12 protein-coding genes are annotated in these 12,241 nt (G+C 40.2%); all 12 read left to right on the top strand.

The window, feature by feature from the left end; translation table 11 throughout:
* Position 1: 1 nt before the first annotated feature.
* The 12 genes from nuoD to spoIID all read left to right on the top strand — a co-directional run bounded on the left by nuoD (position 2) and on the right by spoIID (position 12,115).
* A complete protein-coding gene (gene nuoD, locus MKX37_RS25960; protein WP_033731107.1) occupies positions 2–1,102 on the top strand; it encodes an NADH-quinone oxidoreductase subunit NuoD in 1,101 nt (366 codons plus the stop codon).
* The gene (gene nuoH, locus MKX37_RS25955) at positions 1,102–2,103 is read left to right on the top strand and encodes an NADH-quinone oxidoreductase subunit NuoH (protein WP_002068471.1); all 1,002 of its coding nucleotides are present in this window, start codon (positions 1,102–1,104) and stop codon (positions 2,101–2,103) included. The genes nuoD and nuoH overlap by 1 nt, the downstream gene beginning before the upstream one ends.
* A 25-nt stretch (positions 2,104–2,128) precedes the next feature.
* On the top strand, positions 2,129–2,548 hold the full coding sequence (gene nuoI / locus MKX37_RS25950; RefSeq protein WP_002016193.1) for an NADH-quinone oxidoreductase subunit NuoI: 420 nt from the start codon (positions 2,129–2,131) through the stop codon (positions 2,546–2,548).
* The gene (locus MKX37_RS25945) at positions 2,545–3,069 is read left to right on the top strand and encodes an NADH-quinone oxidoreductase subunit J (RefSeq protein ID WP_001012819.1); all 525 of its coding nucleotides are present in this window, start codon (positions 2,545–2,547) and stop codon (positions 3,067–3,069) included. The genes nuoI and MKX37_RS25945 overlap by 4 nt, the downstream gene beginning before the upstream one ends.
* The gene (gene nuoK, locus MKX37_RS25940) at positions 3,062–3,376 is read left to right on the top strand and encodes an NADH-quinone oxidoreductase subunit NuoK (protein ID WP_000100081.1); all 315 of its coding nucleotides are present in this window, start codon (positions 3,062–3,064) and stop codon (positions 3,374–3,376) included. Before MKX37_RS25945 ends, nuoK begins: the two co-directional genes overlap by 8 nt.
* Positions 3,377–3,405: 29 nt before the next feature.
* Positions 3,406–5,268 (top strand): NADH-quinone oxidoreductase subunit L, encoded by a 1,863-nt coding sequence (nuoL, locus tag MKX37_RS25935; protein ID WP_002130047.1) that lies wholly within the window; start codon positions 3,406–3,408, stop codon positions 5,266–5,268.
* The gene (locus MKX37_RS25930; protein WP_078421798.1) at positions 5,265–6,767 is read left to right on the top strand and encodes an NADH-quinone oxidoreductase subunit M; all 1,503 of its coding nucleotides are present in this window, start codon (positions 5,265–5,267) and stop codon (positions 6,765–6,767) included. The genes nuoL and MKX37_RS25930 overlap by 4 nt, the downstream gene beginning before the upstream one ends.
* 7 nt (positions 6,768–6,774) lie before the next feature.
* Complete coding sequence (nuoN, locus tag MKX37_RS25925) at positions 6,775–8,289, top strand: NADH-quinone oxidoreductase subunit NuoN (protein ID WP_078421835.1); 1,515 nt, start codon at positions 6,775–6,777, stop codon at positions 8,287–8,289.
* 215 nt (positions 8,290–8,504) lie between these two features.
* Positions 8,505–8,741, top strand: a complete 237-nt coding sequence (locus MKX37_RS25920) for a DUF1146 family protein (RefSeq protein ID WP_002016201.1) — start codon at positions 8,505–8,507, stop codon at positions 8,739–8,741.
* 51 nt (positions 8,742–8,792) lie between these two features.
* A complete protein-coding gene (locus MKX37_RS25915) occupies positions 8,793–9,497 on the top strand; it encodes a YwmB family TATA-box binding protein (RefSeq protein ID WP_002139032.1) in 705 nt (234 codons plus the stop codon).
* Between the two features lie 39 nt (positions 9,498–9,536).
* Positions 9,537–10,841 (top strand): UDP-N-acetylglucosamine 1-carboxyvinyltransferase, encoded by a 1,305-nt coding sequence (murA, locus tag MKX37_RS25910; protein ID WP_002068497.1) that lies wholly within the window; start codon positions 9,537–9,539, stop codon positions 10,839–10,841.
* Between the two features lie 254 nt (positions 10,842–11,095).
* Complete coding sequence (gene spoIID / locus MKX37_RS25905; RefSeq protein ID WP_078421799.1) at positions 11,096–12,115, top strand: stage II sporulation protein D; 1,020 nt, start codon at positions 11,096–11,098, stop codon at positions 12,113–12,115.
* Positions 12,116–12,241: the final 126 nt, after the last annotated feature.

The raw sequence follows: 12,241 nt of genomic DNA, 5'->3' as shown, positions 1-12,241 counted from the left end.
TGTGATCCGTACGGAAGAGATGCTCTTAAATGTAGGGCCGCAGCATCCGAGTACACATGGTGTGTTTCGGCTTGTGATTAAGATTGACGGAGAAATTATTAAAGAGGCTACACCGGTTATCGGATATTTGCATCGCGGAACAGAAAAGATAGCTGAGAGCTTGCAATATACACAAATTATCCCGTATACAGATCGAATGGACTATTTATCAGCAATGACGAATAATTACGTCCTTTGCCACGCTGTAGAGACGATGATGGATCTTGAGATTCCAGAGCGTGCTGAATATTTACGGGTGCTTGCGATGGAGCTTGGGAGAGTTGCGAGCCATCTCGTCTGGTGGGGAACGAACCTGCTTGATATAGGAGCGGTTAGTCCATTTTTATATGCCTTTCGTGAACGAGAGATGATTATAAATTTATTAAGTGAATTGTGCGGTGCAAGGCTTACTTTCAACTATATGAGAGTCGGCGGCGTGAAGTGGGATGCACCAGACGGCTGGATTGAAAAGGTGAAAGAGTTTGTTCCGTATATGAGAGAGCAGTTGGAAGGGTATCACGACCTTGTTAGCGGAAATGAAATTTTCTTAAATCGTGTGAAAGGCGTTGGCGTATATAGCGCGGAAGAGGCGATCTCGTATTCTTTAAGTGGCGCAAATTTGCGGTGCACGGGAGTCCACTGGGATCTTCGCAAAGATGAGCCGTATTCTATTTATGATCGTTTTGACTTTGATATTCCTGTTGGGATCTCGGGAGATGCTTGGGATCGCTACGTTTGCCGGATGGAGGAAATTGAGGAGTCATTGAAAATTATTGAGCAAGCAGCCGAGCAGTTCCCGAAAGACGGCGCTGTGCTGGCGAAAGTGCCGAAAATTATTAAAGCACCTAAGGGAGAAGCGTTCGTCCGTATAGAGTCACCGCGGGGAGAGATTGGCTGTTATATTGCTAGTGATGGAAAGAAAGAGCCGTACCGCTTGAAATTTCGTAGACCGTCTTTTTATAATTTGCAAATCTTACCGAAGTTATTGAAAGGTGAAAACATCGCCAATTTAATTACGATTTTAGGTGGGGTTGATATTGTACTTGGGGAGGTTGACGGCTAATGATTGAGACGCTCTTACAATCACCTTCAAGCTGGACGAATTTCTTCATTTTTTTCGGATTAGCGGTGCTTCTATTATTTGCAGTCCTTGGCTTCGTTACATACGGTATTTTGGCAGAACGGAAAGTGATGGGATTTATGCAAGGGCGGATTGGACCAAACCAAGTTGGGGGCCGGTTCGGTTTACTTCAAACGGTAGCTGATGTTTTGAAATTATTATTAAAAGAAGATAGTATTCCGAAAGCTGCAGATAAACCGTTGTTTATATTAGCACCTGTTATTGCATTCGCACCAGCATTTATGGTGCTTGCGGTTATCCCGTTTACTGATAAATTTCAGTTCGCGGATATTGGTGTAGGATTGCTGTATTACATTGCTGTTTCTGGGATTACGACGATCGGCGTCGTAACTGGGGGATGGGCATCAAATAATAAATATTCCCTTTTAGGAGGGATGCGTGCGGCAGCGCAAATGATTTCTTATGAGATTCCACTTGTGATGAGTGTAATTGGCGTCGTTTTGTTAGCTGGTAGTCTTAACTTGAATGAAATTGTAGCGGCGCAGGAAAAGGTATGGTACATTTTCGCACAGCCAATCGGTTTCGTCATTTTCTTAATCGCGGCAGTTGCAGAGTTAAATAGGACACCGTTTGATTTACCCGAAGCGGAGTCAGAGCTTGTTTCAGGATACCATACGGAATACTCAGGTTTTCGATGGGCGTTTTTCATGCTTTCAGAGTATGTGTATTTCTTCGGGATGTCATCTTTAATTACAGTACTCTTTTTAGGAGGCTGGAATCCAGTTATGTTCCTTGGGTTTATTCCAGGAGCCGTATGGTTTGCTTTGAAATTCAGCAGTGTGGTCTTTCTATTGATTTGGTTCCGCGTTACGTTCCCGCGCATAAGAGGTGACCAGTTAATGGAGTTTGGTTGGAAAGTATTATTACCAATCGCACTTGCAAATATTTTCTTAACGGCATTGATTAAGGAGCTATTCTTCTAATCTATAAAGGGGGTGCCAGTAAGAGATGAAAGGACTATTTAAAGGGTTAAAATATACGCTTAGTAATTTGAGTAAGAAAAAGGTGACGTATGATTATCCAAATCAACCGTTGCCATTACCAGACCGATTTCGAGGTATTCAAAAGTTTTATCCAGAGAAATGTATTGTTTGTAATCAGTGTTCCAACATTTGTCCGACAGATTGCATTCAATTAACAGGAAAAAAACATCCTGATCCTACGAAAAAAGGGAAAATTATCGACACGTATGATATTAATTTTGAAATTTGTATTCTTTGCGATTTATGTACAGAAGTTTGTCCGACAGAGGCGATTGTAATGACAAATAACTTTGAACTTGCAGAGTATTCACGTGATGATTTATTTAAAAATCTGCAGTGGCTTGACGAGAACGACGAGAACATCAGGAAGGAGAATAAAGCATGAACGGCGAGTTTGTAGCTTTCTTTATATTATCCTTGTCTGCGATTATCGGCGGCGTTCTTATGCTGAATTTAACGAAAGTAATGCATATGATGCTGGCCCTTGTACTTACGTTCCTTAGCATTGCGGGTTTGTACTTTCTCTTATCAGCCGAATTTATCGGAGTGGCACAAATTTTACTTTACTCTGGTGCAATCACTATTATTATGATTTTTGGCATTATGTTAACGAAACATAACGCGGAAAATGAATCGCGCCTTACTCTTCGAAAATGGATTATCTTCTTTGCGGTTGTAGCATTTGGAGCAGTTATGTATTTCGCTGTTAATAGTATCGATTTTTCAAATCAAAGCACACAAGGAAGTTTACCTCTCCATGAAAATAACACACTTCAAATCGGTACACTTCTCTATTCAAAATATATTATTCCATTCGAATTAACCTCAGTTATTTTACTTGTAGCACTTGTAGGAGCGATTATCCTTGCGAAGAAGGATGAGGGAGAGGAGGATTCCCATGAGTAGCGTTCCGGCTTCTGCGTATTTAACACTTGCGATTATTTTGTTTTGCATCGGCTTATTTGGAGCTTTAACAAAGCGAAATACAGTAATTGTACTAGTTTGTATCGAATTGATGTTAAACGCCGCCAATTTAAATCTAGTAGCGTTTAGTAAATTAGGCTTGTTTCCGAATTTAACAGGACAAATTTTTTCGCTGTTTACGATGTCTGTAGCGGCAGCGGAGGCAGCGGTAGGTCTTGCAATTTTGATTGCTTTGTACCGTAATCGCCCGACAGTTCATGTAGATGAGATGGATACGCTCAAAGGATAGCATTGTGACCGAAAAGGGGGAAGGAAACAATGATCGATTATGCATGGCTCATACCGCTTTTCCCGCTTGTTTCGTTTTTGTTACTTATTGTGTTCGGGAAGAAAATTAGAGAGGGAAGTAGTGTACTAGGTATTTTCTTTACCTTTCTCTCCTTTATATCCGCGGTAGTGGTACTAATAGAACGATTTTCATCCGAGGCAGTGAAGCATAAGTGGGTATGGCTTAGGGTAGGAGATATAGACATATCATTTGGTTTTGAAGTTACCGCATTAGGGGCTTTAATGTTGTTTATCGTTACACTTGTGAGTTTTCTTGTACATGTGTACTCAAAAGGTTATATGAAAGGTGACACCAGATTACCAACCTTTTATGCATATTTAGGGCTCTTTACCTTTGCGATGCTTGGGCTAGTTATATCGACGAATTTATTACAGCTTTATATATTTTGGGAGTTAGTCGGCCTTGGTTCGTTTTTACTTATCGGTTTTTATTTCTTTAAAGAAGAAGCGAAGGCTGCTGCGAAAAAGGCTTTTATTATGACACGCATTGGGGATGTTGGGCTATTTATTGGGATGATATTAATTTTTTGGCACGCAGGTAGTTTTGAATATGACGCGATTTTTAAAGCGATTCATACGGGCGACCTCTCTCCTTCTATGATTACAATAACGGCGATATTAATTTTTATCGGTGCGATGGGGAAATCGGGTCAGTTCCCGCTTCATACATGGTTGCCAGATGCAATGGAAGGACCGACGCCTGTTTCGGCGCTTATTCACGCGGCAACGATGGTTGCAGCCGGCGTATATTTAGTAGCGACGATGTTCCCGCTATTTTCAGCAAGTGCGGTAGCGATGCAAACTGTGGCAATCGTTGGGGCTTTCACCGCAATCTTTGCGGCCTCTATCGGTCTAGTGCAAACAGATATTAAGAGGGTTCTTGCTTATTCTACAGTTAGTCAGCTCGGGTATATGATGCTTGCGCTAGGCTCGGCTGGTTATGTAGCTGGTATCTTTCACTTAACGACACACGCCTTTTTTAAAGCATTATTGTTCCTGGCAGCAGGAAGTGTAATTCATGCAGTCCATACGCAAAACATTAATAAAATGGGCGGTTTACAGAAAAAGATGAAAGTAACCGGTGCACTATTTTTAATAGGCACACTTGCAATTAGTGGTGTTCCTCTTCTTTCCGGATTTTTTAGTAAAGATGAAATTTTAGCGGCGGCTTGGATGAATGGCAATTACTTTCTATTCGTTTTAGCAGTAATTGCGGCATTTCTAACAGCATTTTATATGTTCCGTCTATATTTTCTTGTCTTTACGGGGGAAACGAAGACGAAGGAAGAGGTGCATGAATCACCTCGCACCATGACGTATCCGATGATTGTCCTTGGTGTTCTTGCGGTAGTGGCAGGTTATATAAATACACCGTGGTTCGGGACGTTTCTTGGGGATTGGCTTACGAAAGATATAGGATTCCAGGTGAAGGAAGTGCATGGACCTGTTTGGATTATGGTTGTTGCGACGCTCGTTTCATTTGCGGGAATTGCCCTCGCATATTTCATATATGGCAAGAAATCTATCTCTAGAGATTGGGCCGGCGGAGAAGGGACGTCTTTTTATAACCTTTTGAAAGAAAAATATTATGTGGATGAACTATACAATGCGGCAGTACTTCCTATTACGAAAGGAATCGCTCATGTGCTTCGCTTATTTGAGGTATACGTTGTAGAAGGAATCGCAGTTTTAATTGCTGGACTCGTTAAAGGTATGAGTGGACTAGGATCGCGGCTTCAAAACGGGAATGTACAAGTGTATGGAACTGTAACAGCAGTTTCGCTCGCAGTGCTCCTAATTATTTTGTTATATACGGGAGGGGATTTACGGTGAATGGATTGCTATTAACGTTCTTCATTTTTTCCCCGCTTTTAGGAATTCTCTTGCTTTTATTAACGCCGAAACGAGAATCGCGTACAGTGCAGGCGCTTGGTTTATTCGGAACGGCGCTTCCATTTGGAATTGCTATCGTCCTTGCTTGTACATACGCTTCAGGAAAGAGCCTATCGATATTTGATGAAAAGGTGAAATGGATTCAATTTGGGGATTTCACAGCAGTGGACAAAAGGTGGTTTTCAATTTATTACGAGCTCGGTATTGATGGTTTATCGCTTGTAATGATGGTGCTCACAGCCCTTCTAGCGATGCTTGCAGCAATTGCGGCATTTTCTATTAAAAGAAATTTGAAAGCATTCTACATGCTGTTACTCATGTTAGAAATAGGTATGCTCGGTGTCTTCGCTGCTCAAAATTTAATGTTGTTCTTCATGTTCTTTGAGATTACGTTGCCACCAATGTTTTTATTAATTGGCAAGTGGGGGAAATTGTCGAGTGAAAAGGCTGCATATAGTTATTTAATATATAACGGTATTGGATCAGCTATTTTACTTATCGTTTTCTCGGTTTTATTTGCGAAAACAGGTACAACAAATATTGCGGAGATTAAAGAAATATTAACGAGTGTAGGTGCTGGGAGAGGAATGGCCGTCTCAAGTAGCGTACAGTTCGGCTTGTTTCTTGCCATAATGATTGCTTTTGCGATTAAACTCCCTGTTTTCCCTTTGCATCGCTGGATGGTCAATGTACACATAGAAGCGCATCCTGCTGTAGTTATGCTTCACGCGGGGGTTTTGCTGAAGATTGGCGCGTACGGTATTGTTCGCTTCGGGAAAGGATTATTCCCAGAATATTTTCGTGATTTTGCAACGCTAATTGCGATTTTAGGGGTAATTAATTTATTGTATGGGGCCTTTCTAGCACTCATCCAAACGGACTTTAGAAAGGTACTTGCTTACTCTAGTATTTCGCATATGGGCATTGTATTAATGGGGCTTGCGGCGTTAAATGCACCAGGTACACAAGGGGCATTGTTCCAAGTTGTGTCTCACGGTTTAATTGCGGCCTTACTCTTTTTCTTGCTTGGCATTATTGAAGAGCGTTTCGGGACTTCGGATATTACAGCACTTGGTGGACTTGCAAAAAGTGTTCCGGTGCTTAGCGGTTTCTTCCTAGCGGGCGGTATGGCATCGCTTGGAATGCCAGGGATGTCCGGATTTATTAGCGAATTCCTTGCCTTTCTCGGTTTATTCCAAGGGAAACCTGTTATCGCCGCCGTCGGTGTAATTGGAATTATTTTAACCGCTGTATACGTATTAAGAGCGACACTTCAAGTGATATTTGGTAAGAAAGAATGGGAAGCGAAATTTGATATACACGGATGGGAGTACGTTCCTGTTATAGTGCTTATCGTTTGTATTATTGCAATTGGGGTAATGCCGGAACTACTAGGGGATCCACTTCAAACTACATTGAAAACATTGGGGGTGAAGTAGGATGGATATGAACACGTTACTTAGTTTATCATGGCATCTTATGGTACCAGAATTCATTATTCTCGGGGCAGCCATCCTTCTTTCCATATGTGATTTGTTTTTTAAGCTGAACCATAGGTACGTAGCGATTGGTGCAATTGCCGCTGCCTTGTTAGCGATAGTGTCATTAATGACGCTATATAGCGAACCGGCAGGAGATATTTTAAATGGATCGTTTGTACTAGATGGATTTTCAAAAGGATTTAAAACGTTGTTATTAGGCGGAGCAGCTCTCGTTTTATGTATGGCAATAAGCGATGACAAGAAGGAGCCTATTCAAGATAAAGGAGAATACTATTATTTGTTTTTAATGGCGCTTCTTGGAGCGATGTTCATGGCTTCTAGCGTTGATTTCATCACATTGTTCGTTGGTTTAGAGTTGCTTTCGCTTTCTTCCTATATTTTAGTAGGAATCCGAAAAAGAAACCGCGTATCGAATGAGGCTGCAATGAAATATGTCATTAACGGAGGAATTGGAACAGCAATTACACTCTTTGGAATGAGTTATTTATACGGTATTACAGGGTCGACCAACATAGTGGAAATGCAAAAGGTATTTACGCAAGGATTGGCTGGGGGCATTCAGTTATTGTTAGCTCTCGCATTTCTACTACTGCTCGTTGGACTCTCATTTAAAATTGCAACAGTGCCATTTCATATGTGGGCACCAGATGTGTATGAGGGAGCGGCTACACCTGTCACTGCTTTTCTCGGAACGATTTCTAAAATTGCTGGTTTTCTACTCATTACGCGTTTGTTTCTTATGGTGTTTGCAGGTGTGGCAATCCAAGGAGACGCACAATCTTTGTACGGGCGTATGAGTATATACATTGCGGTACTAGCTAGTATTACGATGATTGTTGGGAACGTAGTAGCATTAAAGCAATACAACGTAAAACGTCTATTTGCCTATTCAGGTATCGCGCATGCTGGGTATTTGCTAGTCCCTCTTGTAGCGCTATCACAGTTTACGATGGATAGTATGTGGTTTTATATGCTTGCATATATGCTTATGAATATAGGGGCATTTGCAATCATCCACGGATTAATCTTACAAAACGATAAGGAAAATATGACTATTTTTACAGGGTTATACAAGCGATCCCCATTTACAGCTATAGTGATGACGATCTTTATTTTATCATTAGCTGGAATACCGGGGACAGCAGGTTTCATCGGAAAAATTAACATCTTTTTAGGGGCACTTCATGTTGAGCCTGCTCATTACGTATTAGCTTCTATTATGATGGGGACAACAGTTATTTCATTCGTATATTACTTCCGGATATTACAGCAAATGTTTTTCCGCACAGAAGGGGCAGAAGAAAAGCTTCGGTTACCGTTAAATATAAAGATTGTCATGAGTCTTTGCGCAATTTCAATTGTAATACTAGGGATTATGCCGATGATTGGTTACAATTTCTTCTATGAATATTTTCCATTAATGAAAGATTTCTTCTTCTTAGGGAACGTGGTACAATAGTAAAAATAAAAGGTGTAGAGTCCGTACTCTACGCTTTTTATTTTGGAGTAACAGCAAATGAAAACACCTATAGGTATATGTTTTTTAACAGAAAATTACGATATAAAATGTAAGATGCTTATTTGCGTTTGAAAAAGTGTGGCTCCTACTTATTTATGGTATCGTTTTTTACATTTTGCGTAAGTAGTAGCCAAGTAAAAAAAGGGGTCGATTTTTTGGCACATCTTTTAGGGCAACAAGCACTGATTGCCATTGTTTCGCATTTATTGTTTATTACCATTACGTGGTGGGCCTTACAAGGTATTCACATTGAGCGCTTAATGAAGTCTGGAAAAGTGATGCAGACGAGAGTATTACTTATCCTAATTACAATTGCAATTGGGACATCTGTAAGTAACTTTTTCCTTGATTATTTAGGCTATTCAAAGAGTTTAACGTATTTAGTAAAGTAAGTGTATAGAACCTCATATCTCCGTTAACAATGGGGATAGGAGGGGATGAAATTGAAGTTTAAAGCCATTCTTATCGTTATCGTAAGTGTTGTTTTATTTTTGGTTGGATATAAAGAGATGAAACCTATAAGCGATGAACAGAAAATGGAGAGCATGATTGCAGCTTTAGAGAAGAACGATGCAAAAGTAGAGCGGTGGTCATGGTTAGCGCGAGAAACGAAAACAATTTCTAATATACATACGTTTCAAAAACTGTTAAACGATGTGAAGGAAGAGGCAAACATCGAAAGTTGGGAATTAGAACAATCTCCAGATGGATATAAAGCTACATCCTATAAAAAATCTTCTTCACATGAAGAACGAATAGTAGTAACTTGGAGTAAGGAAAATACTAAAGAAAACACTTTTATTATTTTTGAAGTGAGCGGGGCGAAATGGGACCCGAAGTACGTTCAGAACATGGATAAAATTTTTAGTGAAAAACCTATAATTTACACTTGTGTTCAAGGTGTACTGAATGATAAGATTGAAGGTGTTTTGCAAAATAAAACCAATCAGGTTTTGAAAGATCTTTCAGCAAGAGCGATCGAACAGATAGAAGAAAGAGCATTTGTATCAGTCTCCGCATATAATAAAAAGTGGAATGACGCTCTTTCAACAAATAGAGAGAAAATAAATGTGCAAATAGCAATACGTTCTACAAACAACAAAGATACAATTGTGGTTGGCACACCGATCATAACTTCTGAGTATTGAGTGAATAGATACTGAAAAAAGGACACGGAGGGGAATAATTTGGAAAAGATCATCGTCCGTGGCGGAAAGCGGTTAAGCGGCACAGTGCGTGTTGAGGGCGCAAAAAATGCTGTATTACCTATAATCGCTGCAGCCCTATTAGCGAGTGACGGAAAGAATGTACTATCTGAAGTACCAGTATTATCTGATGTATACACAATTAACGAGGTATTACGTCATTTAAATGCTGAAGTCGTATTTGAAAATAACCAAGTAACAATCGATTCTTCTAAAGAATTAAACATTGAAGCACCATTTGAGTATGTACGTAAGATGCGTGCATCTGTTCAAGTAATGGGACCATTATTAGCACGTAACGGTCGTGCTCGTATTGCACTTCCTGGTGGATGTGCAATTGGTTCACGTCCAATTGACCAACATTTAAAAGGCTTCGAAGCAATGGGAGCGAAAGTAAAAGTTGGTAACGGATTTGTTGAGGCACACGTAGAGGGCGAACTAAAAGGAGCTAAAATTTATTTAGACTTCCCAAGCGTAGGCGCGACAGAAAATATTATGTCTGCAGCTACATTAGCAAAAGGGACAACAGTCCTTGAAAACGCAGCGAAAGAGCCAGAAATCGTTGACTTAGCTAACTTCTTAAATGCAATGGGAGCGAAAGTACGCGGAGCTGGAACTGGAACGATTCGTATTGAAGGCGTTGAAAAATTATATGGTGCAAACCACCCTATTATTCCTGACCGTATTGAAGCAGGAACATTCATGGTTGCAGCGGCAATTACAGGTGGAGACATCTTAATTGAAAATGCTGTGCCTGAACATTTACGCTCAATTACAGCGAAAATGGAAGAAATGGGTGTTAAAATTATTGAGGAAAATGAAGGTGTACGTGTTATCGGCCCAGATAAGTTAAAAGCGGTTGATATTAAAACTATGCCTCATCCAGGTTTCCCAACAGACATGCAATCACAAATGATGGCATTATTACTACATGCTGATGGAACAAGTATGATTACAGAAACGGTATTCGAAAACCGCTTTATGCACGTTGAAGAATTCCGTCGTATGAATGCTGATATTAAAATCGAAGGTCGTTCTGTAATTATGAACGGTCCAAGTAGCTTGCAAGGAGCTGAAGTTGGCGCAACTGATTTACGTGCTGCAGCAGCATTAATCTTAGCTGGTTTAGTATCAGAAGGTTATACTCGTGTAACAGAGTTAAAACATCTTGACCGCGGTTATGTAGACTTCCATAAGAAATTAGCTGCATTAGGTGCAACTATTGAACGTGTAAACGAAAAAGTAGAAGAAGTGAAAGAACAAGAAGTTTCTGATCTTCACGCTTAATTGAAGTAGTCTCTATGTCTTTTGACATAGGGGCTATTTTTTTTTGGGTTATTACTGTTATAGTCAATAAATTCCATACTTATGCACGTCTCAGTGAAAATATTTAGAAAATTTTTGTTTTATTCCACTATTTGCGGTCAGTAAAACCCCACTGATTATAGTTTCACTTTATATCGATACCCCCAAGTATGTTCTAAAAGATCCCGTATTTCCATAAGAATGAAAGGAATCCAACTTTATATTGGGGGAATAGGATGAAATTTTCAAAGCCACTTTTCATTACAGTAGCGCTCTTAATAGCGCTCGTTATCATTGTACCTGCTGCTCTTGTTATTCCGTTTGCGAAAGCAAAAGTAGGGGAAGAAGCAGCTTCTAAAACTCCTCCAGCGATAGAAAGTATACCAGCTCCAGGGAAAGTGGATACAGCGGTTCAAGTTGCTGTATATCGTGATCAGCAGAAGAAGGTAGAAACATTACCTATGGAGGAGTATGTGGCCGGTGTAGTAGCTTCTGAGATGAATGCCAGCTTTGAAATAGAGGCGCTAAAGGCGCAGGCATTAGCAGCAAGAACATTTGTAGTGCAGCGTATGCTAAGCGGTGGTAAGAAAAACAATGCGGACGTGACAGATACAGTGAAAGATCAAGTATACAAAAGCAAAGAGGAATTGAAGAAACAATGGGGTAATAACTACGAAAATAATTTAAAGAAAATTGAGGAAGCCGTTTCGAAAACCGCAGGACAAGTTTTAACGTATGATGGAAAACCAATTTCAGCATCCTTCTTCTCAACGAGTAACGGACGAACAGAAAATGCAGCTGATTATTGGGGAAATGAATATCCGTACTTGAAAAGCGTAGATAGTCCGTGGGATCAAGCCTCTCCAAAATTTACGAGTGAGCAAAAATTCACAGTAGCTGATTTTCAAAAACGTCTCGGTGTGAAAGTACTAGCAAACGGAAAGGTTGGTAATATTAAAGACCTTACGGAAGGAAAGCGAGTAAAGGATGTAGAGTTCCAAGGGAAAACATTAACAGGAAAACAAGTTCGTGAAAAGTTAGATTTACGCTCCTCAGACTTTACGTGGAAACAAGAAGGGGATAACATCACCGTTACGACGAAAGGATTCGGTCACGGCGTCGGTATGAGCCAGTACGGTGCGAATGGTATGGCAGCGGAAGGTAAGAAATATACAGAGATAGTCGCTCATTACTATAAAGGCATTGAAATAAAGACGATGAATGAGTATGAAGGGAAATTGATGGTGAAGAAGTAGGGTGAAAAAGAGGCCGTCCCAAATGGTAGTTGGGACGGTTTTCTTTTGTTGGTAGGTAGGTTATTTTTGTCGTATTTTGTAGTTAAGTCGATGTTCCTTGTCGAAACGTCGATATAATGAGAGTTG

The sequence above is a fragment of the Bacillus sp. FSL R5-0709 genome, from assembly GCF_038004785.1.
GTDB classification, from domain to species: Bacteria; Bacillota; Bacilli; order Bacillales; family Bacillaceae_G; genus Bacillus_A; species Bacillus_A mycoides.
The sequence above is the reverse complement of the archived record's forward strand: the minus strand, read 5'-3'. Positions and strand labels throughout refer to the sequence as shown.